This window comes from Acinetobacter sp. P1332 (assembly GCF_044057475.1).
Lineage (GTDB): Bacteria > Pseudomonadota > Gammaproteobacteria > Pseudomonadales > Moraxellaceae > Acinetobacter > Acinetobacter johnsonii.
In genome coordinates this window covers 2,857,693-2,881,917 of sequence record NZ_CP171157.1, presented here as the reverse complement: position 1 = coordinate 2,881,917, position 24,225 = coordinate 2,857,693, and the positions used below count along the sequence as shown (strand labels likewise).

At 42.1% G+C, this 24,225-nt stretch carries 23 protein-coding genes; 19 read left to right on the top strand and 4 right to left on the bottom strand.

Going from position 1 to position 24,225, the window contains the following annotated elements; genetic code table 11:
• Position 1: 1 nt before the first annotated feature.
• Positions 2 to 1,261: a UDP-N-acetylglucosamine 1-carboxyvinyltransferase gene (gene murA, locus ACFN7Z_RS14265; RefSeq protein ID WP_005400214.1), complete on the top strand. Its 1,260-nt coding sequence runs from the start codon at positions 2 to 4 to the stop codon at positions 1,259 to 1,261.
• Positions 1,258 to 1,959: an ATP phosphoribosyltransferase gene (gene hisG / locus ACFN7Z_RS14260; RefSeq protein ID WP_010325965.1), complete on the top strand. Its 702-nt coding sequence runs from the start codon at positions 1,258 to 1,260 to the stop codon at positions 1,957 to 1,959. The genes murA and hisG overlap by 4 nt, the downstream gene beginning before the upstream one ends.
• Positions 1,960 to 2,032: 73 nt before the next feature.
• Here the strand turns inward: hisG and ACFN7Z_RS14255 are convergent, their stop codons facing one another.
• Entirely contained in the window at positions 2,033 to 2,377 is a 345-nt protein-coding gene (locus ACFN7Z_RS14255; protein ID WP_010325966.1) for a nuclear transport factor 2 family protein, read from the bottom strand.
• A 176-nt stretch (positions 2,378 to 2,553) separates the two neighbouring features.
• Here ACFN7Z_RS14255 and hisD point away from each other — a divergent pair, with 176 nt between their 5' ends.
• Together hisD and hisC are read left to right on the top strand one after the other, a co-directional pair.
• Positions 2,554 to 3,855, top strand: coding sequence for a histidinol dehydrogenase (gene hisD, locus ACFN7Z_RS14250; protein ID WP_029574948.1), 1,302 nt, complete (start codon positions 2,554 to 2,556; stop codon positions 3,853 to 3,855).
• Positions 3,856 to 4,029: 174 nt separating this feature from the next.
• Positions 4,030 to 5,121, top strand: a complete 1,092-nt coding sequence (hisC, locus tag ACFN7Z_RS14245) for a histidinol-phosphate transaminase (RefSeq protein WP_159151788.1) — start codon at positions 4,030 to 4,032, stop codon at positions 5,119 to 5,121.
• Positions 5,122 to 5,193: 72 nt separating this feature from the next.
• Here the strand turns inward: hisC and pabB are convergent, their stop codons facing one another.
• Complete coding sequence (gene pabB, locus ACFN7Z_RS14240) at positions 5,194 to 6,543, bottom strand: aminodeoxychorismate synthase component I (RefSeq protein WP_159151787.1); 1,350 nt, start codon at positions 6,541 to 6,543, stop codon at positions 5,194 to 5,196.
• A gap of 253 nt (positions 6,544 to 6,796) precedes the next feature.
• On the opposite strand from pabB, the gene ACFN7Z_RS14235 reads away from it, so the two are divergent.
• The 6 genes from ACFN7Z_RS14235 (at position 6,797) to ACFN7Z_RS14210 (ending at position 14,844) form a co-directional block, all read left to right on the top strand.
• The gene (locus tag ACFN7Z_RS14235; protein ID WP_010325970.1) at positions 6,797 to 7,765 is read left to right on the top strand and encodes a DUF6160 family protein; all 969 of its coding nucleotides are present in this window, start codon (positions 6,797 to 6,799) and stop codon (positions 7,763 to 7,765) included.
• A gap of 187 nt (positions 7,766 to 7,952) precedes the next feature.
• Entirely contained in the window at positions 7,953 to 8,786 is an 834-nt protein-coding gene (locus ACFN7Z_RS14230; RefSeq protein WP_159151786.1) for a C39 family peptidase, read from the top strand.
• Positions 8,787 to 8,846: 60 nt separating this feature from the next.
• Positions 8,847 to 9,980 carry a hypothetical protein gene (locus ACFN7Z_RS14225; RefSeq protein ID WP_159151785.1) on the top strand — a complete coding sequence of 378 codons (1,134 nt, stop codon included), beginning with the start codon at positions 8,847 to 8,849 and terminating at the stop codon, positions 9,978 to 9,980.
• A gap of 13 nt (positions 9,981 to 9,993) precedes the next feature.
• A complete protein-coding gene (locus ACFN7Z_RS14220; protein ID WP_395442103.1) occupies positions 9,994 to 11,658 on the top strand; it encodes an OmpP1/FadL family transporter in 1,665 nt (554 codons plus the stop codon).
• A gap of 29 nt (positions 11,659 to 11,687) precedes the next feature.
• Positions 11,688 to 12,905, top strand: a complete 1,218-nt coding sequence (filE, locus tag ACFN7Z_RS14215; RefSeq protein ID WP_058952302.1) for a putative pilus assembly protein FilE — start codon at positions 11,688 to 11,690, stop codon at positions 12,903 to 12,905.
• A 19-nt stretch (positions 12,906 to 12,924) separates the two neighbouring features.
• On the top strand, positions 12,925 to 14,844 hold the full coding sequence (locus ACFN7Z_RS14210) for a flagellar protein FilF (RefSeq protein ID WP_159151783.1): 1,920 nt from the start codon (positions 12,925 to 12,927) through the stop codon (positions 14,842 to 14,844).
• A 59-nt stretch (positions 14,845 to 14,903) separates the two neighbouring features.
• Here ACFN7Z_RS14210 and ACFN7Z_RS14205 read toward each other — a convergent pair whose 3' ends face one another.
• Entirely contained in the window at positions 14,904 to 15,452 is a 549-nt protein-coding gene (locus tag ACFN7Z_RS14205) for an NUDIX hydrolase (RefSeq protein ID WP_010325974.1), read from the bottom strand.
• A gap of 123 nt (positions 15,453 to 15,575) precedes the next feature.
• On the opposite strand from ACFN7Z_RS14205, the gene ACFN7Z_RS14200 reads away from it, so the two are divergent.
• From ACFN7Z_RS14200 to ACFN7Z_RS14160, 9 genes are all read left to right on the top strand, one after another.
• Complete coding sequence (locus tag ACFN7Z_RS14200) at positions 15,576 to 16,178, top strand: CoA pyrophosphatase (RefSeq protein ID WP_010325975.1); 603 nt, start codon at positions 15,576 to 15,578, stop codon at positions 16,176 to 16,178.
• A gap of 23 nt (positions 16,179 to 16,201) precedes the next feature.
• Positions 16,202 to 16,732 (top strand): gamma carbonic anhydrase family protein, encoded by a 531-nt coding sequence (locus ACFN7Z_RS14195; RefSeq protein ID WP_010325976.1) that lies wholly within the window; start codon positions 16,202 to 16,204, stop codon positions 16,730 to 16,732.
• Between the two features lie 129 nt (positions 16,733 to 16,861).
• Positions 16,862 to 17,527, top strand: coding sequence for a tRNA (adenosine(37)-N6)-threonylcarbamoyltransferase complex dimerization subunit type 1 TsaB (tsaB, locus tag ACFN7Z_RS14190; protein ID WP_010325977.1), 666 nt, complete (start codon positions 16,862 to 16,864; stop codon positions 17,525 to 17,527).
• 13 nt (positions 17,528 to 17,540) lie between these two features.
• Positions 17,541 to 18,365 (top strand): undecaprenyl-diphosphate phosphatase, encoded by an 825-nt coding sequence (locus ACFN7Z_RS14185; protein WP_010325978.1) that lies wholly within the window; start codon positions 17,541 to 17,543, stop codon positions 18,363 to 18,365.
• Positions 18,359 to 19,177: a class I SAM-dependent methyltransferase gene (locus ACFN7Z_RS14180; RefSeq protein WP_010325979.1), complete on the top strand. Its 819-nt coding sequence runs from the start codon at positions 18,359 to 18,361 to the stop codon at positions 19,175 to 19,177. Before ACFN7Z_RS14185 ends, ACFN7Z_RS14180 begins: the two co-directional genes overlap by 7 nt.
• A 123-nt stretch (positions 19,178 to 19,300) precedes the next feature.
• Positions 19,301 to 20,677, top strand: a complete 1,377-nt coding sequence (locus tag ACFN7Z_RS14175) for a C13 family peptidase (RefSeq protein WP_010325980.1) — start codon at positions 19,301 to 19,303, stop codon at positions 20,675 to 20,677.
• Positions 20,678 to 20,700: 23 nt separating this feature from the next.
• A complete protein-coding gene (gene fghA, locus ACFN7Z_RS14170) occupies positions 20,701 to 21,537 on the top strand; it encodes an S-formylglutathione hydrolase (RefSeq protein ID WP_010325981.1) in 837 nt (278 codons plus the stop codon).
• A 126-nt stretch (positions 21,538 to 21,663) separates the two neighbouring features.
• Entirely contained in the window at positions 21,664 to 22,773 is a 1,110-nt protein-coding gene (locus ACFN7Z_RS14165) for a YjgN family protein (RefSeq protein WP_010325982.1), read from the top strand.
• 10 nt (positions 22,774 to 22,783) lie between these two features.
• The gene (locus ACFN7Z_RS14160; RefSeq protein ID WP_010325983.1) at positions 22,784 to 23,839 is read left to right on the top strand and encodes a M48 family metallopeptidase; all 1,056 of its coding nucleotides are present in this window, start codon (positions 22,784 to 22,786) and stop codon (positions 23,837 to 23,839) included.
• Between the two features lie 17 nt (positions 23,840 to 23,856).
• On the opposite strand, the gene ACFN7Z_RS14155 is transcribed toward ACFN7Z_RS14160, so the two are convergent.
• Positions 23,857 to 24,132, bottom strand: a complete 276-nt coding sequence (locus tag ACFN7Z_RS14155) for a DUF2218 domain-containing protein (RefSeq protein WP_010325984.1) — start codon at positions 24,130 to 24,132, stop codon at positions 23,857 to 23,859.
• Positions 24,133 to 24,225: the final 93 nt, after the last annotated feature.

Sequence of the window (24,225 nt, the reverse complement as noted above, 5' to 3'; positions counted from 1 at the left end):
GATGGATAAATTTTTAATTCAAGGTGGCACGAAGCTCGAAGGCGAAGTTCGTATTTCGGGTGCTAAAAATGCTGCCTTGCCGTTGCTTGCAGCAATGATTTTGCCTGAAACCCCAACCAAGCTCACCAACGTACCGCATTTAAAAGATGTAAATACTTTGGTGCAGTTGATTGGTGGTCTAGGTATTACCATGACCTATGAAGGTGACACGGTTACTGCGGATACCTCAACACTGGACAATCAGTTTGCACCGTATGAGCTGGTGAAAACTATGCGTGCATCTATTTTAGTGCTGGGCCCATTGGTGGCGCGCTATGGTAGTGCAAAAGTGTCTTTGCCGGGTGGATGTGCGATTGGCTCGCGCCCAGTCGATCAACATTTAAAAGCTTTAGAAGCTTTAGGTGCAGAGATTGAAGTTGAAGCGGGTTATGTACATGCTAAAGTTGATGGACGTCTGAAAGGTGGCGAAGTCATTTTTGATATGGTGACCGTGGGTGGTACCGAAAATATCTTAATGGCTGCGGCATTGGCAGAAGGTGTGACCACGATTCGTAATGCGGCACGTGAACCTGAAATTACGGACCTTGCGAAAATGTTGATCGCGATGGGTGCAAAAATTGAAGGATTAGACACAGATACCCTAGTGGTCACAGGTGTTGAAAAACTACATGGCTGTGAATATGCTGTGGTTGCTGACCGTATTGAAACAGGTTCGTATTTGGCTGCTGCGGCCATTACCGGAGGTCGTGTAAAAACCACACATACTGATCCAACGTTGATGGAATCGGTCTTAGAAAAGTTTGAAGAAATGGGCGCGGAAGTGACCCGTGGTGATGATTGGATTGAACTGGATATGATGGGTAAACGCCCGAAAGCAGTGAGTTTCCAAACGCTTCCACATCCAGATTTCCCAACTGATATGCAAGCACAGATTATGGCAGTCAATGCCATTGGTCGTGGTTTTGCCACCATTTCTGAAACGATTTTTGAAAACCGTTTTATGCATGTACCTGAATTGTCACGTATGGGTGCCAATATTCAGGTCGAAGGTAATGATGCTGTTGTGACCGGTGTAGAGAAACTTTCTGCTGCACCTGTGATGGCAACAGATTTACGCGCTTCTTTCTCGCTAGTGTTAGCTGCGCTTGCTGCGGATGGTGAGACGCTGATTGATCGTATCTATCATATTGATCGCGGTTATGAAGATGTCGAAGCGAAATTACAAGGTATAGGCGCCCAAATTAAGCGAGTAAGTTCATGAGCGATATGAGAAACGATGATCCAAATTTTGACGTAATGGGCAATTTTGATCATGGTTTAACATTGGCATTGAGTAAAGGTCGTATTTTAAAAGAAACCCTGCCTTTACTTGAAACGGCTGGAATTAACTTACTGGAAGATCCTGATAAGTCACGCAAGTTAATTTTCCCAACCACCCATAAACAAGTCCGTATTTTAATTTTACGTGCTTCTGACGTACCCACCTATGTGGAAAATGGTGCGGCTGATATCGGTGTTGCGGGTAAAGACGTGCTTATGGAACATGGCGCGCAAAACGTTTATGAACCACTCGATCTAAAAATCGCAGTATGTAAACTGATGACTGCAGGCAAAGTTGGCATGGCGCGTCCCAAAGGGCGTTTAAAAATTGCCACTAAATACGTAAACTTAACCCGTCAGTACTATGCAAGCTTAGGTGAGCAAGTCGATGTAATTAAGTTGTACGGTTCAATGGAACTTGCACCGTTGGTGGGTTTGGGCGATTACATTGTTGACGTGGTCGATACTGGGAATACTTTACGTGCCAATGGTTTAGAACCTTTGGAAGAAATTTGTAAAGTGTCTTCACGTCTGATCGTGAACAAGGCAAGTTTCAAACGTAAGCAAGCATTGTTAAACCCAATTCTTGCACAGTTAGAAACAGCAGTCGCTGAACGTGAAGCGTTAAAAAACAAATAAGTTCATCTTTTTTGTTTAAGAAACCGCTATCGATGATGGCGGTTTTTTTGTACCTGCTCATTTTTTAATATTTTTATTGGGTTGAAATACAATAGGATTTAATTTGAGCCAGTTGATTTAAAGTATTAAAAGTATAGACATCACAAGCAGAAATTCGCGATGTCTGCTGGGTGTCATGAAATTGTGCTTCACCTTGAACAATCACATGATGACCCGCTTGATGAATTGCTTGAATATGGAACTCATGCGCGACCGTCGTAAAATAATGTTCGATAGACTGGCAATGCTTCAGTACTTGATCAAAACCTGAAAGACGTTGTTCACCCACAATTTCCCATGTAATGGTTTGTGAAAAATGCTGTTGGATGCGGCTAAATTGCCCCGTTGAAAAGTAGGTGGCTATGTCCGTAAGGGCCATCTTGTTTTGCCTGTTTTTTAGTCATGTTTAATGATTCTAGTTTAAAAATATTGAATCAGATTCATTTCCCGATGAAGTTAAAAGTAATTTTTCATTACACTCTGTGTTTAGCTGGAGGATTGTTGCCCACAAAATACAGGAAACAAGGTAAACTAAAGCTTCCCTTTATTTTCATTGTGGATAAATTGATGCGACGTTTATCGACTCAAGATCAGAAATTTAAACAAGTCTTTGCTGATTTGTTGGCTTTTGAAACCGTGAGTGACCCAGAACTTTTAAAAACCGTAGATCAAATCATCGCTGATGTTCGTCAGCATGGTAATGCTCATGTTCTTAAACTCACTCAACAGTTCGATCGACATCCCGCGCATCAATTCTCAGATTTAGAACTGACCCAAGAGCAATTAAAAACCGCTTTTGAGGGTTTGAGTACCGAAGTCCGCGAGGCGTTAGAGCTTGCTGCAAACCGCATTCGTGAGTTTCACCAAGCGCAAAAACAAGAAGGCTGGACCTATGTGGATGCCTTAGGGAACACACTTGGGCAAAAAGTAACGCCTTTAGATCGCGTTGGTATTTATGTACCTGGTGGTTTGGCATCTTATCCGTCTTCTGTACTGATGAATGCTGTGCCTGCGCATGTGGCGGGTGTACCTGAAATTATTATGGTCGTACCTGCACCGAATGGTGAGTTGAATCCATTGGTATTAGCAGCTGCTTATTTGGCTGGCGTCAGCCGTGTCTTTACCATTGGTGGAGCGCAAGCAGTTGCAGCTTTAGCCTATGGTACAGAAACGATTCCAGCAGTAGATAAGATTACAGGACCAGGTAACCGTTTTGTCGCGGCTGCGAAACGTGCGGTATTCGGACAGGTCGGTATCGACATGATTGCAGGGCCATCTGAAATTTTAGTTTATGCCGAAGGCGTGAATAACGCACAGTGGCTGGCAATGGATTTATTGTCCCAAGCTGAACACGATACTGTGGCACAAGCAGTGTTTATTACACCAGATGAGCAGTTGTTAAATGAAGTAGAACTGGCTATTGAAGCGCATTTACAAGCTTTACCTAAGGCGGAGATTGCGCGTACTTCAATAGCGAATCGTGGCGCGTTAGTGCTTGTGAAAGACCGCGCTGAAGCAGTTGAACTGATTAATCAAGTTGCGCCTGAGCATTTAGAGCTTTGCCTAGATGAAGCACAGGAAATGGCTGAAGATATTCGTCATGCAGGCGCAATCTTCATGGGGCGTTATACCCCAGAGGCAATCGGCGACTATTGTGCAGGGCCCAACCACGTTTTGCCAACTTCAGGTACGGCACGCTTTTCCTCGCCGCTGGGTGTATATGATTTCCAAAAACGTTCAAGTTTGATTATGTGCTCTGAGCAAGGTGTGAAAACTTTGGCGAAAACCGCGGATATCTTAGCGCAACAAGAAAACTTAGATGCGCATGCGCGTTCGGCACGTTATCGTTATCAATAATATAAATTTAGATCTCTCATGTGTTCAGTAATGAATGTTCCTCTCCCTATGGGGGAGGTTAGGAGAGAGGAAAATATTTAATTCAGTTTGGGACATCATAAACCTCTCCCAAACCCTCTCCTAGAAGGAGAGGGCTTACATACAAGTAAGTTGAGTGCATAAATGAGATAGTCAATGTCAAATATCACTACAGAACAAATGCGTTTTTGGAGTCCTGAAGTACGTGAATTAGAACCGTATGTGCCAGGTGAACAACCGAAAATTCAAAATTTATTGAAGCTCAATACCAACGAAAACCCATATCCACCCTCACCAAAAGTGGTGGAGGCTGTTCAAACGGTTTTGGCAAACTCCGCAGATGTATTGCGTTTATATCCAGATCCAGATGCTTCTGCTTTAAAGCAGGCGATTGCGAAACAACAAAATGTTGCGGTTGAAAATGTTTTTGTCGGCAATGGTTCAGATGAAGTCTTAGCTCATATTTTTAAAGCATTTTTTGTGCAAGAGCTGCCTGTACTTTACCCTGATATTACCTATAGCTTCTATCCTGTTTATAGCCAATTCTTTGGGATCAAAACCAAAATTTTGCCACTCAATGATGACTTTGAAATTGTGGTGGATGACTATAAACAAGCCAATGGCGGCATAATTATCACCAATCCAAATGCGCCAACCAGTATAGATATTGGTTTGGCAGCAATTGAGGAAGTACTTCAGGCCAATCCAAATTCAGTGGTGGTGATTGATGAAGCTTATGTAGACTTTGGTGCTGAATCGGCAGTCAGTTTGGTGGAAAAATATGAGAACTTGGTGGTGTGCCAAACCACGTCTAAGTCTCGTTCATTGGCCGGTTTACGGGTTGGTTTTGCGATTGCTCAACCGCATTTGATTGCGGCACTTGAAGCGGTGAAGAATAGTTTTAACTCTTATCCAATGGACCGTTTTGCGATAGCTGCTGCGGTCGCTTCATTTGAAGATCAAGCTTACTTCGAAGCACAAAATCAAAAAATAATTCAAAGCCGTGAACATTTGGTTGAACAATTGACCGCACTGGGCTTTAACGTTTTGCCATCGAGTGCCAATTTTATCTTTGCATCATTGCCTAGCAAAGATGCAGGTGAATTAGCGGCTGAATTACGTGAACAGGGTATTATTGTGCGTTATTTCAATAAACCGCGTATTAACCAGTTTTTACGTATCACAGTTGGAACTGATGAACAAAATCAACGCTTAGTCGATACATTGAAAAATGATATTTTAAAATAAACTTTCAATAGTTTTGATCTTTGAAAAGTGAACGTTCATTAATATGAAGGTTCACTTTTTTTATTTTGGAGACTATTCAGCGTCCGTTTGCACAAAAGTATTGAGTAAATTAAGCAGTGCTGAGACCTTGTCAAAACATTCTTGGTATTCAGCCTCACACTCTGATGCAATGGTAATTCCACCGCCAGCCCAAAGCGAAACCTCATCTTGGAATTTTTGAATAGAACGAATCAGAATATTCCAAGAACCAGTACCATCGAGATTAAAATAACCCATTGAGCCACAGTAGGCTCCACGTGGTGCACCTTCGAGTTCTTCAATAATCTGCATTGCTCGAATTTTAGGCGCGCCTGTAATAGACCCGCCAGGTAGCGCAGAGAGCAGCACATGAAAGGGATGAACTTCTGCTTTCAGTGTTGCTTCGACTTCGCTGACCATATGATGGACTTGATTAAAGCTTTCAATATTAAACAGTTTAGGTGTTTTGACGGAGCCTGTTTCTGCATAAACACTCAAGTCATTACGCAGTAGATCGACAATCATCACATTTTCAGCTTGGTCTTTTTCCGAAGCCATTAAGCGTTGTTTAGATTGTTCATCTAAGACTGGATCTGCAAAGCGCGGCATGGTGCCTTTAATCGGCTTGGTAATGATTTTTCGATGGGTTTGAAAATCAATAAACAACTCGGGCGAACAACTTAAGAGTTCAAAATCATCGATACGGAGATAGCCTGAGTAAGGTGCATCGGTCAATTGCCAAAATGCTTCAACTGCACTTAGGAGTTGACCGTGTGCCTTGGCAGTGAACTCTTGTGTCAGATTGATTTGATAGCAATCCCCAGCTTTGATGTATTCCTGTACTTGCTGAAAGGCTTGTTTGTATTGGGTTTCAGTCCAGCGTGCTTGGCAGATCGATGTGAGTTGGAGTGGATGGCTTAAGGCAGATGGCTGGAATAAATACGATTCAATTTTGCGATAAATGCGTTCGGCTTGTGAATCACTACTGCAAAATAGCCAGCCTGCATCAGTCCATTGTAGATAACTGCTGTATAAACCTAAAAATAGGCTCGGCTGTGACTTAATTTGAACCGGAACGTATTGCTGGGCGGCATAATCATAACTGACGAATCCAATGAGTCCGCCATTAAAAGATGCTTCTTTTTGTTCTGAGCTTGGCTGAATATTACTGGAAATGTCTATTTCTTCGTCATCACGGATATAACAAAAATCCTGTGTACGTTGAAAGAAAAAGTGCTGGTTTTTTTGAAAAACTTGGTAACGTTCAGGTAAAAAAGCAATGACGGGTGCATCGTCATTTTGTAAATAGACTAACTGTGTGAGCTCATTCAATGCCTGTAGTATATGAGATACAGAGAGGCTTGAATCACAAATTATCTTTTTAAATGATTGGCTTAGAGTCATGCTAACGCAAATAGGATTAAAAAATTCAGGCTATTTTACCTCATTGTAGGTGTACGCATAGAGGAAATACCGTTTATCGGTAAGCTATGGATTGCGACCAACAGTAGTTGATCAAAAAATCACTCGCATATAACTTAGTTCAGGCAATAAAGTCACTCAAGGATAGGTGTTAATACTGCGACAAAATAAAAAAACAGTAACTAACACCGAGTGATCGATATCACAAAAATAAAGCTCTTAGGAGAGGAACGCGATGAAAATTATTACTAAACTTGCTTTAGTTTCTTCAATGGCAATCAGTGCAAATGCAATGGCAATGCAAGCAATGGATGACGCTTCGCTTAGTGCCGCTACAGGTCAAGATGGCATTAGTATTGGGATTGGTATTTCTAAGGTCGAAATCGGTAAAGTCTTTATTCACGATAATGATGGTTTAGCTACTGCAAATGGTGGTACTGCTAAGGCTGGTGCTATTGTGATTCAAGGTAATGGGAAAGATAATGCTGATGGTACAGCGCATGTAAATAAAGTTAACGGTATTGTCATTGGTGCAAACTATGATAAAGCTGGGGCATATTTACTTCCTTCTCGTAACTTAGCTGACTTGCAAATTGACACAGATGCAAACAGTGGTAATGCATTTATTAATGTTGCAGCTCAAGTTTCAGGCCTAGATATTAATATTGGTCAAATTGGTGTCGTGGCTTCAGCTGATATGCCTGCAACTGGTGCAACTTCTATCCGTCGTGGTGGTACAGGTACGGTGAATCCGATTCTAAGTGGTTTATCACTGAAAACAGGTCCAATGTCTGCAAACATCCAACTAGGTGCTGCACCGCAAGGCGCAATGATCCAATTAAGTGCGACTATGGTTGGTGGTTTAGAAATTAAAGATCTCGGTATCTTAGATAACTCAACTAAAACAGGAACGCGTGCTGCAGGCGAAATCTTTGTGGAAAGCATTAAAGTTGCAGATGCAAATTCTCTAGATTTAACACTGAATCAAAAAATTAGTGTGATTGGTGAAGAGGGTGCGAATAAGGGCTATATTCGTATGATTAGCACAAGTGGCGCGCACGACACTTATGTTAAAGGTGTACATTTGGGTAGCCGTAATGCTGCATCTATTGGTGATGTCGAAGTTCAAGGTATGCAAACTTACTTTAGCCCAGCTGCTGGTGTATACATGCCAGGTGCTGTGATTACCATTTCGGGGCACTAAAATTAGACTTCAAGAAAGCGCGTGAATTCACGCGCTTTTTTTCTAAAATTTATTCATAAAAAATGCAAAAAAAGACTATTTTTTTTAGATAAAACGCAGTATCTTCTTGAATGTATGGATATAGAGTATTAACTCTAAAAACAAAAAATGGGCGGGATGCCTATATTATTAAAAAAAGTAAAAAGCTATGTTAGAGATCGCATTGGGCTCAGCAATGATGTATTACTTTGCCACCGAAGCCTTTGATATTAAGAAAAAACCAGCGGAAGCGGTTTACTATACTGAAGTTTTAGACTCTCGAAATGCATCTTTTACCAGAATGCATCATGAACCTGTCCTAATTAACCCTGCTGTAGAAGACCAATTTCGAGGCATTGTCCGTCAAGCTTATGACTATAGTTGTGGTTCAGCAGCACTGACCACCTTAATCAATGGCTATGTCGGTGCTCAACTTACAGAACAACAAACCATGGATGGCTTGCTTCGCTATGGCGAATATGAGCGAATTATTGAGCGTCGTAGTTTTTCTTTATTGGACATGAAACGCTTTGTGACTGCACTTGGCTTAGAAAGTGGAGGCTACAAGGGGGAATTTGAAGATTTGGTCAAGCAAGGTCAACCTGCCATTGTTCCAATTTCTTATGCTGGTTTTAAACATTTTGTGGTGTATAAGGGCTATAAAGATGGACGGGTCTATGTTGCCGATCCTGCCTTAGGAAATATTGGTTTTGATGAACAACGTTTCAAGGATGTTTGGGAAAATAACACGTTGTTTTTAATTAATGTTCCGACTGAAATGCGTAAAAATATGTTGGCTTTACAGGAAGCCGATCTGCGACATGTAGATGATGCTACGGTCAATCGCTATGCACTCGTCGATATTCAATATCCGCAACACTATATGGAAAAAATAGCCGATCGTGCATCTACAATTCGCCTAGAGCGTAATAAAAATAAAGAGTCGGAATACTATGGACAGCCGACGTACAATTTTCTCAGGCTTTATTATAAAAACAAATAAAGTGTGAAAAAAATAAAACAAGAACAAAGGTGTAGCTAAGGGACAATGATGAAGACATGGATGAATAAAACACTGCTCGCAGTGAGTGTGCAGATGATTCTTGGGGTGGCCTATGCTGCGGAAGAACCGAGCTTAGGAGGATATGAAACCGTTGAGGTAGAACAAACTACTGAGCAAGCACAAGATCAAGTTGGGTCGGATCAAACCACTGCGCCCGCACAACCAGAAAAGCCAGCATCTGTAAACACTGGAAGTGTTGAGCAAGCAGCGTCGTCTGCATTGCAACAGCAAGAGGGTGATGCAACTAAAGAGACCAACTTAGAAGAAGTTTTTACCTCAAATGAACGTCAGTATTCATTAATTAAACAAGGTGAGATTTCATCTTATTACGACATCGATTATACCTATTACCGAGATACTCAACTGGATTTAGAGATGTCACAAGGTCAGCTCTATCAACTGCGGGTACAAGAAAATGCAACACACAGTCTAACCAATACCTTTACGGCACAATATGGTTTAAGAGATAACTTAACCTTAACAGCATCATTGCCTTTGGTTGCCAAAACTGACTTATTAAAAGACACCTCTACAGCGGGTCTTGGGGACATTTCCTTTGGTGCACGTTGGGAACCGTTTCCACTCAAAGCTGGCCGTTTGCCTTTAATTTTATTTGGTAACGTATCTACTAAAACTGGGGATAGTCCTTATGAAATTAATGCTACTTCAGACTTAGCAACAGGCAAGGGGTATTATTCAGCAGGTGTTGGAGCAAGTACGCGTAAATATATTGATCCCGTGGTGCTGTTTGCATCGGTCTCTGCAAACTATGGTTTCAAAGAATCGGGCTTAGATCAGCGCCGCGGTAGCCGTGTGATTGAAGCGTTTGAACCTGGGATTAGTGGTGGTTTTGCCTTCGGTTTTGCCTATTCCTTTAACTATGATGTCTCAATGACGATGTCATACCAACAAAGTTTCAATACTGGGGCTGAATTTACCTATAGCTCGGGGGAAAGTTACTCTCCAGCAGATCAAACCAGTTCAACTTTTGCGATTTCCTTAGGTGTACGCGTTTCACCTGAAACAATTGTGAATGGGACGGTTGGCCTTGGTTTAACAGAAGATGCGCCTGATGTTTCATTAGGGTTGTCTTTCCCGTTAGATATTCTTGGTTTTGGAAAAAAGCTTAAATAATAGGGGGAGTCGTATGAAAAATATCCGACTTAGCCCTTTGGTGTCTGCCATATTATTAACGGGCTATTCTAGTGTTACCTTTGCTGCTTTAGGACAAAACTTATCAGTTGATATTCGCTCTTTGGCAATGGGAAATGCGGTCACTGCTGATCCACCTGGGATTAGTGCTATTCACTTTAACCCAGCAGCACTAACCAAAATTGAAGGTTTGCAAACGGATGTGCAAGGTATTCTCGCTGATTTTAATATCGAGCGTGAGTTCTCTGTTCCCGCAGGTTATAACGTGTTTGGCTATTCAGATGACCCAATTGTTTGTAATGATGGGCCTGAAGTTGATGCCGATATCTGTACCGACTTTAAAGGGCCCGTCCGCGGTGATGTTGAATACCCGAGCTTATATGTCCCTGGTTTAAAGAAAATGGTGGACTTGGGTAAAGGTATGCCTGTGGCTGCCCCGACTGCGGGTATAGCATATAATCCGCCTGGCTCTAAAATGACGTTTGCAACAGCTATGTATGCGCCATTAATTGCAGGATTCGGTGCGGAAGATGGCAATCCTGGCAATTTTATGGGTCAACAAGTTGCGCTAGAACGGATCACCTATTTATCACCGTCTATGGCCTACCAAATCAATGATCAACTTTCCATTGGTGGTTCAATTGGGATGTCTTATCAAGCTTTGGCATTAAAAAATGATCTACGTTTTCCCAATGAGTTGATTGGGATGCTGCGTATGATTGATGATGTCGTTTGTACCCCGTTCAAAGAAAACTCTGATGTGATTACCGACATTCTCTTGCTGGGCATGTGTAATGCTGAAGAGGGAATGAATCCTTTTGGGCGCTTTGGTCAACTTGAACTTTCAGCAGAACAATCTCTGAGTCCAAGCTATAACTTAGGTGTACTGTGGGAGCCGACAGAAGATTTTAGTTTTGGTGTGGTCTACCAAAGTGCCGCAAAAATGCGGATAAAAGGTAAATATCACATAGACAATGCTAAAGCACCACAAGAACTCATTAAGGGATTGATGTCCTCCCCAACAGGGCAGATTCTGGCTGCAGTTTTAGGTTTTCCAAGTTCAGTACCAGCCAGTGAGTCGGGTCTGGTATCAATGGATTTAGAATATCCAGCACATTTCCAAGCGGGTATTAAATATAAACTTTTACCCGATTTACAAGTCAATGTCGATGTAGGTTGGACCGACTATAAAGCATGGGACAAATTTAAATTTGAATTTGACCGTCAAGTTTCGGCGCTCAAAATTGCAAAATTGCTTTCAGCCAATATTTCAGATAGTAGTTTGGCTTTGCCTTTGGCATTTGAGTCACCATGGAACTACGGTATTGGGATTGAATATTCAGCAACAGATCGTTTAAAACTCCGTGCAGGCTATGAGCCACGGACCAGTGCGATACCTGATGATAAACGGAATACGATGGTGCCGATTAACAATGCACGCTTGTTTGGTTTGGGTGTTGGTTATCGTTTTGATGCAGATTCTGATTTAGATCTATCGATTGGTTTTTTGCAAAGCCGAGATAAAATTCCTGCAAATTCTAGTAGCTTAGCGAACCAAACTGGGGTAAATAATATTTTATTAAACCCGTATGCCGGTTTAAATGTAAAAACAGATACAACCATTACGATTTTAGGGTTGAACTATAGAACACGGTGGTAAGCACATTGAATACAATAAAAAGGATTTTATTGCCCTCATCACTATGCTTATTGGGTTGGATTTCGAGTGCAAGTTTTGCGGGAGAGTTTTTTACGATTATTGGTCCAGATGGTAGACCGATGGTGGTACAAGGCAAAGCCAGTGAGTCCCCAGATAAGCAAGTGAAACAGGGTCGTAAGCAGGAAGAAAAGGAAACGCGTGAAGTCTCTGAGGTCAGAGTACCAGTACTAATGCCCGCTCAGGAATTTGCACCACAGCCGATACAGCCAATAACCGAAATGAAGGCTCATTTACCAGATACAAAGCCTGCGCCAAAAAAGAAACTTTCTGCTGAGAAGCAAGTCACTTCTTCTACAGTGATTCAGGCTGAGCGTCCATTAAGCAAAACTGAAACCAAGGTGCTGGTTCAACAAAAAGTGATTGAAACCACTCAGCAGATCCCGCAAGCCCCAGTGAGTAGTACTCAAACCATTAAGCCTGCATCAACGCCTCAAAGCATAACTCATACGGATTCGGTAAGTGCAGAGAAATCAATAGCATCCTCAAGCATGTTTAATCAAATGGATGGAACTGATTACGTTCGCAATGAATATTTAGAAGACCGTGAATTTAACTTAGAAGGCAAACGTCGTTTTTATACCATGCCTGAAGGGGTGATTGATCATAAAACTGGAGCGACTCGTTTTCAGGTCATTGAGCGAGAAAAAGGAGTGAGTAAATCTGTCCTTAACACTATGTTTAAACCAAAGCAAAAAGAAAACTTAGCACCGATTGCCTTAGCATCGACCTATTACCGAATGTCACAACAAGACACGATCGCTAGCTTAGGACAAACTTGTTTTAAGGATAAAAAGCTGAGAAAAGCAAAAAGCTTACAAGCCAATCACGATATTAATGTTTGGCCGAAAAAGCCGATCAAAGAAAATTTTGAATTTGAAATCATCAAAGTGGACAGCAATATTCAAAATATTCAATTAAATTCGTATGCATCTACACAAAATGATCCCACATTTTATTGGCCTTTTGCTGTGTTCTTAGACCAAAATGCCTGTGTGCTTGAAGGGGCAGGAGGGTTTAAAAATGATGAAAACTCACCCTCTATGCTATCGCATGAAATGATCGCAGGTATTTTACATGTACCTGAACAAAGTCATTATTTATTGTTGACACCACTCTCTTCTGCTGTAGATGTCGAACATAAAGTTCTAACCAATCACGGTCAGTTAAAATTAATCGCAATTCGCTAAAAATAAATAGAGTATGAAAATGCAAAAACAAATTTTATGGCCATTTACCTTGTCGACATTGGTTGTTGCCTTAGCTGGTTGTGGTGGAGAAAGTGCCAATGTGAATCCAGAGCCGAATCAAGTGAATTCTATCAACGGAAGCTGTTTGCTGAAAGATAAAAACTGTGTTGAGTTTGCCTTGGATTATCCAGTTGATGGGATTAACTTTGTCTGTAGTAGCGACCCCGATAATACGTATATGACTTTGATGGAGCCGAAAACCAATGCGGCAACAGGTCGGTGCTCTGAAGGGGACAAAATTCACTTCTTGTTGACTGGAAGTTCGGATAAACAAGTCGAACTCGGTACAGTTCCTTTGTCTGAAATTGGCAATGTGAGTACGGTTTCAGCTTCACTGCCACGCCTCAGTATTTTAGATATGGCAAAAGGGTTAAATGGTGGAACGGCTGCAACCAGTTTGAGTCCAAACGATAAGACCGTAAAAATTGCGATGGCTTTGGCGAAAATTTTTCAAGCTTTAGGTCTAGAGCGTGGTGCTGGGGTGGTTGGGGATGTACAACCCTTTGGTATTTTAGCCTCTAAAAAAGCTGACTTATCACTCCTCTTGACATCGATTAGTGCTGAAGATTATGCATCAGGAGCATACTTAGATAAAATCCGACCATGGATTGATGTCAGTCAAGTCAGCAATGAGGATGCTTTTAAAGTGGTCCAAACATTGGTGCTCATGAATAACTCTGCCACCTATCAAGCGGACTTCCCGATTTTTGCAAATGCCCTATCGGACAAGACAGGGATTGGTTTACCGCAAGGCTTATATGGTTGTAATGCTACAGACTGCAAGACTAGTCCTGCTAATCTTCGCCATTTAATTGGAAGTTTTATTATTTTAACGGATCGACAAGGTTATACCTTTGGTTCAGGTGTACAGTGGCGTGGACCATTAAAAGAACAATTAGGCAGTGATTTGGCAACCAGTGTGACGGTCGATTTACTGAAAAATATTGAACCTGCCAAAATGAATGCTTTAGCGCAAACGTCTTGGATTAACCCCTTAACTAAAAGTATTCAGCAACCGTTTAAGTTTAACCTGACAGATCCAAATTCGGATGATTTCACCATTACCCAAGGCAAGTTGTTTAATGACTATCTAATTGCAGGGACGGAAAAATTTTATAAACAATTAACCAAGGATCCGAATGCTAGCCCATCATCCTATGGTTTATGGCAGCAAAACTATGGCACAGATACCTTCAAAGGTTCATTTGATGCCTTTAAAATTTTTCCAATTGGCTATTTAGATAATGATGTATTTAAGTCGAAGAGCAATGTAGCGGCTGGGCAGAAGTATATTTTTCCACTGTATGCCAACTTAATTTTTAAGGCAAAAAACTCTAGTGATAGCGTAGCCTTAGGTATTGCAATTGATGAGTCGGGAGATATTCGTACTGATATGCAGTCCGCTAGTAATAAAACGACGGCGTGTACACCGCTACTAACAACGGGTGCAACCTTAACGACAGATAACAATCAAATACAGTACCGAATTGGGACATTGGGTGCGACAGATACTTCAAATAAAGCGGTAACCTTCCGTATCCTCTTGGCAAATCCTATCTTTGATAAAATTGATGGTGCAGTTATTGGTGCAAATACCAATATTGTAAGTGATGTGAATAGTGAAGGAAAACAGACCTCTACAGTGATTGGTGGAGCACGTGTTAATCTCGGTAATTTATTGTCTGCCAATGTTAATGAAAGTGCTTATATTTCCCTCAGTGATTTTTCTGGTGCAGGGGTAAAGTGGACCAATATCTATAAGGCGTATTTGAGTAATTATTATGAAAAAAATAGCATTGCCAATCAAGCAGCCGCAGACTTTCGTGAGGGTGAGGTTTCAATTGACATTGCTGATTGCTATAAGGTCTTAGCCAAATAATATCGTTGTAAATACAAAAAAGCCCATCATCGATGGGCTTTTTTTGATATTAGGCAACATTAACCTGTATGGTCTAAGCGTGTACCTAGGGTTTCGAGATGAAGATTAAATTGATTACTTTTACGGTCGGCAAAATAGTGACGTAAGGTATGTTCGACACTTGGGAAAGCCAGTTCTGACCACGGAATTTCATCTTCTTCAAATAAACGACATTCAATGCTTTCTTCGCCAGCACCGAATTTTCCATCCACTAAGTTCGCTTTAAAGAGCACATAAATTTGACCAATACGCGGAATATTGTACATGCAATATAGCTGTTCAATTTCAACTTCCGCTTCAGCTTCTTCACGAGTTTCTCGTGCAGCACCTTGTTCCATGGTTTCAAACAATTCCATGTAACCTGCTGGTAATGTCCATAGCCCATAACGCGGTTCAATAGCGCGGCGGCATAACAATACTTTATTTTCCCAAAGTGCGAGTGCGCCACAAATCACTTTAGGGTTCACATAATGAATAGAACTACAAGAGGTGCAAACACGACGCAATTGATGGTCGCCAAGAGGGATTTGTTCTGTTGTTTTTTGTCCGCAATTGCTGCAAAAGTCCATATTCATCATCAATGATAAAGTTCAGACTCAGCATAACTTAAAAATTAAATTTTGGCATCATTTCTCTTTTTTCAGTATCAAATTCAGCTATGATGAAAAAAAGAATGATGGGGACGACGTTCAATGGATGAACATTCATTAACACGCATACTGCAGCAACAGTTACGGTTTTCAAACAAAATTAAATCGGCAGATGCAGCTGTGTTAATCGCGATCACCAATGAAGACAATCCCAAAGTTTTACTGACCCGCCGCTCTGTTTACCTATCTAATCATGCTGGTGAAGTGTCTTTTCCTGGCGGAAAAAGAGATCCGCAAGATACCAGTAATATCGTGGTTGCCTTGCGTGAAGCTTATGAAGAGACCGCATTGAATCCTTTTGATGTACAGCTGCTCGGTGATTTGCCGATGCAAAAGGCCCGTAATGGCATGCTAGTCAAACCTGTGGTCGGGCTGATTCCGCCTGAAGTCGAATTGGTTGCCCAGCCGACAGAAATTGATCGTATTTTCTTTGCATCACTTAAACAGCTGATGGAAGGGCCTGCTGTGCCTTATGAAGTTCGTTTTGCCCATCAATCTCTCTATTTTCCCAGTATGCGGGTGGAAAATGAAATTGTTTGGGGGCTGACAGCACGGATGCTTGTTACATTATTTCAATATGGTTTGGGTTACCATAAAGAGTGGCCATTTTTAGTCAATTCACCGACATTTCGGTTGTCCAAGTAAGTTTAATATTTTAAGGAAGAGATATGCTGTACAAATTTAAAGGTCATGCCCCACAAGCGATGCATCAACCATGGAATGGCTGGGTTGCGGAAAATGCCACAGTTATCGGTCAAGTCGAATTGGGGCAGCAAGTCAGTATTTGGTTTGGAGCAGTCGTACGTGCAGACAATTGCAAAATTCGTTTAGGTGACTTTACCAATATTCAGGAAAATGCGGTTTTACATACCGATGCTGGGATTGAAATGAATATTGGCAATTATGTCACGATTGGGCATCAAGCTATGTTGCATGGTTGCACCGTGGGGGATAACAGTCTGATTGGGATTAATGCCGTAGTTTTAAACAATGCCATGATTGGTAAAAATTGTATTATTGGCGCAAATGCACTGATTCCGGAAGGTAAAGTCATTCCAGATAATTCTCTGGTTATGGGCTCACCGGGTAAAGTCGTCAAAACTTTGGATGAAACGGCTGAAGCTCGTTTGAAAATGAGTGCACTGCATTATGCAGAACACTTTAAACAATTTATCGATTTAGAGCCGGCACAGTTATAAGCTTACTTTTTCCCATTCAGCCTAGATTTTTCTAGGCTTTTTTAGCTCTATTCCGAGAACATCTCGCCTAGTGCTTTTGAGTGGAGTATCATAGCCACGTTTTTATAGATTAAATCATTAAGGTTGTGCATGAAAGTGCTGGCATTGGAATCTGCAAATGAGCAGTGTTCCGTCTCTATTGTAGATGAAAATCAAGAACTTTTTTTCCAATTGGATACGCGCGCAAAAGCACAAACGCAAACGATTCTGCCAATGATTGAACAAGGGTTTTTACAGTTGGATATAAAGACAGAAGATTTGTCTTGTATCGCTTTTAGTCGTGGTCCTGGTTCTTTTAGCGGCGTTCGTATTAATGCCGCCGTGACTCAAGCTTTGGCATGGTCGAATGATTTGCCTGTGGTTCCTGTTTCAACTTTACAAGCGCTCGCACAAGCTGCACATCGTGTGCACGGTCTAACCACAGTCACCGCAGTTTTAGACGCTCGCATGAGTGAAGTCTATATTGCAAGTTTTCAATTAGATACGGACGGCATCATGCAAGCCGTCGATGAAGAACAGCTTCTAAGCTATGCCGCGGCTACTGAATGTACACCGTTTACTTTAGTTGGTTCAGGCGCAACCTTAATTGATCCATCACAAATACAATACAAAGATTTAAGTGCAACTGCGCAAGATATTGCCACAATTGCGCGCAAGAATGCACAGCAACAACACTGGGTGAGTGCTGAACTTGCACTTCCAGTCTATTTACGTGATAACGCTTGGAAAAAAATCCCGGAACAGGGCAAAGCATAATTAGGGTTTTTTTATGGATCTTTTACTGCTGCTCAAAGCGGCAATTATGGGTATTGTTGAAGGTATTACTGAATTCTTACCCATTTCGAGTACTGGACATTTAATTTTAGCTTCAGAACTTATGAATTTTTGGACCAAAGAAAAAAGTGATGTCTTTGTGATCGCCATTCAAATGGGGGCAATTGCAGCCGTCATTTATGAATATTGGACACGTTTGTGGGGGGCAGCAACGGGAATTTTTAGTGGTGAACCCCAAGGTCGCCGTCTCGGGATTGGGCTAATTTTAGCGTCGATTCCTATTGTGCTGATTGGTTTGACATTTGGTCAAACGGTGAAAGAGCTTTTATTTAATGATATTGCGATTGCTATTGGTTTGATTGTGGGTGGCTTGATTATTATTTGGATTGAAAAGCATCCACCACAAGAGCGCGTGCATGAAGTTGAAGACCTGAGTGTAAAAGATGCGATTTGGATTGGTCTGATTCAAGTGCTGTCTTTAATTCCAGGGACATCACGTTCGGGGGCAACCATTATTGGCGCGATGTTCTTAGGTGTATCGCGCAAAGCAGCCACTGAGTTTTCATTCTTCTTGGGTATTCCAGTAATTATTGGTGCGGGTCTGTTAGATTTGTACCAAAGTGCGCATGTGTTTGACGGACAACAAGATTGGATCGTATTGGCAACAGGCATTATTGTTTCTTTTATCTCGGCTTTACTGTTGATTCGTGCTTTAGTCGCTTATGTGGCGAAGCGTGATTTCATGATTTTTGCATGGTATCGCATCGCTTCAGGCTTAGTGATTCTACTGTTTGCCTTTACGGGTTGGAAGTTATGGTAGGCCCAATGCGCTTATATGTGGAACAAGAGCATTTAGAAAAAGCACAGCACTATGTTGCTGTGCTTTTTTCTCGTGGTGTCGAAGTCAGCATCGAAGTCGCCGAAAAGTTAAATGCACGTTTCTTCCGTTTTCATCCTGAACTGGGTCTGTGTGCCGATGCCGATGGGCTTTGGCTTTGTGCCAATGGCATGAAAATGCAGCCGGATTGGAAAGCTGAAGTTCCACGTTTAAAGCGTGCGTCGTTAAAGTCTGAAATGATTGCTCGTGCTTGCCACTTGACTGAAAAACCTAAGCTCATTGATGCAACGGCAGGGCTTGGGCATGATTCACTGCTCATGGCACATTTAGGCGCCAATGTCACTTTGGTAGAACGCCATCCCATTTTATTCACCTTGTTAGAGTCAAGTAAGGAACAGGCTTTGCAGGATGCATTTTTAAATCCCGTGGTGACTCGAATTGACTTGGTTTTTTCAGATTCCGAAGAGTATTTGCAGCAACAAGCAGAGCAGGGCAATAAGGTCGATGTGGTTTATCTAGATCCGATGTTTCCACAACGTGATCAAAACCAGCAAGCGGTGAAAAAACAGGCGCAAGTGAAAAAGCAAATGCAGCTTTTACATATGTTATTGCCTGAAGATGGTGAAATGGATCTGGGCGATAATCTGCTTGGCTTAGCGCAAAAAGTGGCAAAACGGGTGGTGGTCAAACGTCCTCGCTTGGCCGTATTTTTGGCAAATCAAGAAACCACTCATCAGTGGCTAGGGGATGCATGCCGTTTTGATGCCTATTTTCAGCATGAACGCTTAGACTGAAGTGGAAGACTGCTTCAAAAGTATGCAAAGATTTGTTATATAATTAAAAACATCATTGATAAAATGCTGATCAAGCATAAACTTAGTGTGTCCCTACGCAAGTCACAATTTAATTAGAATCTTATGATCGACTTCAAACCCTCCATCAACTTTTGGCATGATTTTAAAAGCAACCAAACTGCGGGGATGTGGTTGTTTCTAGGTTCACGACGCTCTTTGCAAATTGTCCATCCTTCGATTATGCAGCTCATCTTCTGGGGAATTTTAGGTGGCTCAGCCAATACTTTATTTAGCTGGTTGAGCGCAGGAGAGATCGGTGACTTTAACCCACAAGGTTTGGTCAGTTACGCACTTTGGCCTTTCATTGCCCTGATTGTCGGGATTTTTCTGTCTCAACGGGTGAATAATCCGCGTTTGATGTTGGTACCAGCATTGCTTTGGCTCGTGTTGGATACGCATATCGCGTTATTACAAAGTTTTATCCAATATTTGGGCATGATTGATGTCCTGCCGTATTTCTTCTACGACTACCTGCCGAATGTGTTCATGGTACTGTTTGTCTGGCAGAGTTTGGCTGTGGTGTGGGTGTTTTCACGTGAGCTGAAATGGCCTTGGTGGGAGCGTGCTCTGATTGTCTTGGCTACGCTGTTTACCCTTGTGGTTTGGCAAATGTCAGTGACCAGTCAGCCGATTTGGAAAGTAGAAGAAACGCCACCAACCTTTGCAGAAGATGCCTTTTATGCACAAAGTCGTTTACTGAATAAAGCACTAGAGTCTGTGCAATATGGTGAATTTGCCCAGTCACATTGGTATTTCCTTGGTGTGGCGGGAGCGAGTTATCAAGATGTATTCCGTTCGGAAGTCGAGCGAATAAAAGAACAGTTCGATACGCGTTTTGGTACTTTGGGTCGTTCGATGATGTTGGTGAATAACCCTGCAACACGGACAGAAATTCCGATTGCCTCTAAACACAGTATTGAAATGTCACTGCGCCGTATGGGACAGCAAATGAACCGTGAAAGCGATGTGTTATTTTTATATATGACTTCGCATGGTTTACCGAACCAGTTCGAAATGGAAAATGCACCTTTAGACTTAACTCAGGTCGACCCGAAATGGTTACGCGAAACCTTAGATGCATCGGGTATTCGCTGGCGTGTGATTGTGATTTCATCGTGCTTCTCTGGAAGCTTTGTACCAGCATTGCAAAATGACAATACCTTGATCATTACTGCTTCGGCAGCAGACCGTCAGTCTTTTGGTTGTACCAATGAAGCCGATTATACTTATTTTGGTCGGGCGTTTTTCGATCAAGCAATGCGTGAACAAAACAGTATAGAAACTGCTTTTAGCCAAGCACAAAAGACTGTGAGCCAATGGGAAACAGCACAAGGTTTTGAACCCTCTGAACCTCAGTGGTCGATGGGTAAAAATATGGAGCTGATGCTTCCACAACTTGAACAGCGCTTGTTTCCACCTAAAGCTGTTACAACCCCTTAATTTGGATCTAAAAAGGAACCCTGATGGAATTAGTACAATCTAACCGTAGTTTTGATGGTGAACAGCGTATTTACCGATTTAATTCCATCAGCCTTCAAGGCGAGAGCAGGTTTGGTATTTATTTACCCGCTCAAGCGTTAGCGGGGCAAGCGTGTCCAACATTATTTTATTTGGCGGGTTTAACCTGTACCGAAGAAACCTTTGCCATTAAAGCGCACGCACAGCGTTTAGCAGCTCAGTTAGGTCTGGTTTTGGTAACGCCTGATACTTCTCCTCGTGGTGAACAGGTTGCGCAAGGTGATCATTGGGATATTGGGCAAGGGGCAGGTTTTTATATCAATGCCACCCAAGCACCGTGGGCTGAGCATTTCCAGATGGAAAGCTATATCGTTGAAGAGTTATATGATTTAGTGATTCAGCAATTTGCTGTACAAGCAGAGCGTATTGGGATTTTCGGGCACAGCATGGGCGGTCATGGCGCTTTAACCTTGGCCTTGAAATATCCTGAGAAGTTTAAGTCGGTGTCTGCATTTGCTCCGATTTGTGCACCAAGTCAATGTCCTTGGGGCGAAAAAGCGTTTTCAAACTATTTAGGTTCAGATCAAGCTGAGTGGTTGAAACATGATGCAACTGCTTTGGTCCAAACAAAAACAGCTCATTTTGCCGATATTTTAATTGATCAGGGTTTGAGTGATCAGTTTTATAGCCAGCTCAATCCTGCATTATTTCAGCAAGCCTGTCAGGCTGCGGGCCAGCCACTGACGCTTCGCGAACATGCAGGCTATGACCATGGTTATTACTTTATTCAAAGTTTTATCGATGATCACCTGCAGTTTCATGCCGTACAGCTCGAATCTTAAATCTTGATTTGTCATATTTATTCTTAATTTTTGACTAGAAATCATCCAGCACTGGCATTAACATGGTTGGGTGATTGATTTTTTGTTCTTAAAAAATAAAACAGTAAAATAATAGATAGGGTATACATGCAAAATTCAGAGGCATCTTTGCCACCTGTAGAGGCTTCTTTTGAAGCAAGCTGGCCACCTCCACCAGCCGTTCCCACGGATGAGCCAAACGCCTATTTGGGACAGACCTTTCGTTTCCAATTCCGTGGTAATGCCCGAGAGTACTTTGGCATTTGGATTGTGAATATCTTATTGACCATTGTTACCTTCAGTTTATATGCGCCTTGGGCGAAGGTTAGACGCTTACGCTATTTTTATGGCAACACGGTGTTTTATCGCCGCAAGTTTGATTTTACGGGTGTACCTACACGTATCCTGATTGGTCGAATTATTGCTTTGGGCGTGTACTTTGGCGCTTCAGCTTTGGCTCAGGTATCTTGGCAAGCTTCTTTAATTGGTTTCCTCATCATCTTTTTATTGGTTCCGTGGTTGGTGCGTTCAACCATTCGTTTCCGAGCGCGGAACAGTAAATTTGGCAATAGCCGTTTTTATTTTACAGGCACAACCAAAGAAGCCTATATCTTGGCGCTGAAAGGCATTTTGATTTACATCTTTACCCTCGGGATCTTTTTCCCAGTGCTGTTTTGGTATTTTAAAAAATACACGCTGGATAATTTACAACTTGGGCAGTTACGTTTTGAGCTACATGCCGATTGGCCTGACTATATGCGTGCTATGTACATCCCTGTGTTTTTGTTTATTGGAATCGTCTTTGTTTTAGGATTATTCGTTGCCTTCACTCTTCAAGTTGGGAGCAGTTCTCCAACCCAGTTTGGGATCATCGTGGCGGTGATTTATATGATTGCTGCTTTTATGATTTGGCCGTTGATGATGGCGCGTATTTTTATTACCACATGGAATAAAGCCACGTTGGGGCGTAGTCCTTTCCAAACGGACTGTGGTCAAATGCATTATGCATGGATCGTGATGACCAACTGGATTTTAAAAATTCTTTCGCTCGGTTTGTTATCGGCATGGGCTGCGGTGCGTTTGTATCAGTATCAAATTGAGTCATTAACTTTAACCCTAAAAAATGATCCAGATCGTATGTACAATTTGGCTCAAGATGACCCGAATGCGATAGCTGAAGAGCTGAGTGATATTTTTGACATCGATATTTCGCTATAACGAGGCTTAAATGCAGGAACAAAACATCATCTTTTACGATGGGCAGATTTCTAAGCCTTATCCAGCCACGATTGCACCGATAGATAGCGAAACGGTCTTGATCTGTTATAACCAGCAGCAACGTCGTTATTACTATGCCGATATGCAGTTGATTGGGGCATTGGGGCAGATTCAACCTGTGATTGAGTTGAAAGATGATGCACGGATTGAATTTCCACAAGCATTGCCTGACTGGTTTGAGTTGAACAAAAAGCATGTACAGCATTCGATTTGGAAATTAGAACGCTCACCAAGTCTCATCTTGTTTAGTGTTGTGTTTGTTGCCGCTTTTATCTTCGCCATTTTAAGATGGGGTATTCCAAGCGCAGCACATTATGTCGCGATGCAACTGCCTGCCGATACCATCTATAAACTCGGTGATGAAGCGCAAGAACAAGTATTTAAGCTGACGGGACCTTCGACTATCCCTCTTGCACGTCAAAAACAAATCATACAAAGCTATCAAGACCTTGTTGCCAATGGGCAACCTGCCAAAGTACTGTTTCGTGCAGGCGGACAAATTGGAACCAATGCGTTGGCCATTCCCAACAACACCATTATTCTGACCGATGAATTGGTTAATTTAGCCAAAGATGATCATGAAATTATTGGCGTTTTAGCACATGAGCAAGGGCACTTGGTCGAGCGACATAGCTTACAGCAAGCCTTATCCAGTTTAGGTTTTAGTGTGCTATTGATTGCGGTGACGGGGGACAGTTCGGCCTTATTTACAACTTTGCCCGTGGCTTTGGTTGGTGCCAGTTATTCACGCAATTTTGAAAGTGATGCGGACTTGTATGCCATGCAAGTGCTGGATAAAAACCATATCTCCAGCTTACATTTGGCAAAATTTTTAGCACGTATGGAAGATGATGCACGTGCCGAAGAGGAAGAAAAGCAGCCGCAAGGGAAGTCCGAAGAAGAGGAGGACGGTGGCATTGGTTCATTTTTCCAAAGTCACCCTGCGACCCAAGAGCGTATTGCAGCTATTCGCCAATTTAACCAACAGCAACGCTTATCAAACTAATTCATTCAGCCGTTGACTTAAACTTGTGTCCATGTTGCTGTGAGTGGCGTTTGTCCCATACGGATCAGGTGGTCTAAGACTACGTGCTCTAAGTGACTCAGTTTCTCTTCACTCGCCTCAATGCTGACATGTAAATGTTCGGCTTGAGGGCTTAACTGTACGCGGGCTTCAGGCATGATAATGGTAAAACTACTGGGTTCTTGTTCGATTTCAAACTTATGTTTCCAATGATTCACCAGTCGTTTTGCAATTCGAGCCGCATCTGTCGTGACAATATCCGCAGTACTTTTCATATTTACCTCGTCGATTGATCTCTTACCATAACAGTTTCAAGTCAAATGAAAAGTTGAATGTTGCAACGCTACGTTGCAAATTTAGAAAGCTTA

Excerpts from the sequence above, each read along its gene's own strand:
- murA (WP_005400214.1), top strand. The coding sequence starts at position 2 with ATGGATAAATTTTTAATTCAAGGTGGCACGAAGCTCGAAGGCGAAGTT.
- hisG (WP_010325965.1), top strand. The coding sequence starts at position 1,258 with ATGAGCGATATGAGAAACGATGATCCAAATTTTGACGTAATGGGCAAT.
- ACFN7Z_RS14255 (WP_010325966.1), bottom strand. The coding sequence starts at position 2,377 with ATGGCCCTTACGGACATAGCCACCTACTTTTCAACGGGGCAATTTAGC.
- hisC (WP_159151788.1), top strand. The coding sequence starts at position 4,030 with ATGTCAAATATCACTACAGAACAAATGCGTTTTTGGAGTCCTGAAGTA.
- pabB (WP_159151787.1), bottom strand. The coding sequence starts at position 6,543 with ATGACTCTAAGCCAATCATTTAAAAAGATAATTTGTGATTCAAGCCTC.
- ACFN7Z_RS14235 (WP_010325970.1), top strand. The coding sequence starts at position 6,797 with ATGAAAATTATTACTAAACTTGCTTTAGTTTCTTCAATGGCAATCAGT.
- ACFN7Z_RS14230 (WP_159151786.1), top strand. The coding sequence starts at position 7,953 with ATGTTAGAGATCGCATTGGGCTCAGCAATGATGTATTACTTTGCCACC.
- ACFN7Z_RS14225 (WP_159151785.1), top strand. The coding sequence starts at position 8,847 with ATGAATAAAACACTGCTCGCAGTGAGTGTGCAGATGATTCTTGGGGTG.
- ACFN7Z_RS14220 (WP_395442103.1), top strand. The coding sequence starts at position 9,994 with ATGAAAAATATCCGACTTAGCCCTTTGGTGTCTGCCATATTATTAACG.
- ACFN7Z_RS14210 (WP_159151783.1), top strand. The coding sequence starts at position 12,925 with ATGCAAAAACAAATTTTATGGCCATTTACCTTGTCGACATTGGTTGTT.
- ACFN7Z_RS14205 (WP_010325974.1), bottom strand. The coding sequence starts at position 15,452 with ATGGACTTTTGCAGCAATTGCGGACAAAAAACAACAGAACAAATCCCT.
- ACFN7Z_RS14200 (WP_010325975.1), top strand. The coding sequence starts at position 15,576 with ATGGATGAACATTCATTAACACGCATACTGCAGCAACAGTTACGGTTT.
- ACFN7Z_RS14195 (WP_010325976.1), top strand. The coding sequence starts at position 16,202 with ATGCTGTACAAATTTAAAGGTCATGCCCCACAAGCGATGCATCAACCA.
- tsaB (WP_010325977.1), top strand. The coding sequence starts at position 16,862 with ATGAAAGTGCTGGCATTGGAATCTGCAAATGAGCAGTGTTCCGTCTCT.
- ACFN7Z_RS14185 (WP_010325978.1), top strand. The coding sequence starts at position 17,541 with ATGGATCTTTTACTGCTGCTCAAAGCGGCAATTATGGGTATTGTTGAA.
- ACFN7Z_RS14180 (WP_010325979.1), top strand. The coding sequence starts at position 18,359 with ATGGTAGGCCCAATGCGCTTATATGTGGAACAAGAGCATTTAGAAAAA.
- ACFN7Z_RS14175 (WP_010325980.1), top strand. The coding sequence starts at position 19,301 with ATGATCGACTTCAAACCCTCCATCAACTTTTGGCATGATTTTAAAAGC.
- fghA (WP_010325981.1), top strand. The coding sequence starts at position 20,701 with ATGGAATTAGTACAATCTAACCGTAGTTTTGATGGTGAACAGCGTATT.
- ACFN7Z_RS14165 (WP_010325982.1), top strand. The coding sequence starts at position 21,664 with ATGCAAAATTCAGAGGCATCTTTGCCACCTGTAGAGGCTTCTTTTGAA.
- ACFN7Z_RS14160 (WP_010325983.1), top strand. The coding sequence starts at position 22,784 with ATGCAGGAACAAAACATCATCTTTTACGATGGGCAGATTTCTAAGCCT.
- ACFN7Z_RS14155 (WP_010325984.1), bottom strand. The coding sequence starts at position 24,132 with ATGAAAAGTACTGCGGATATTGTCACGACAGATGCGGCTCGAATTGCA.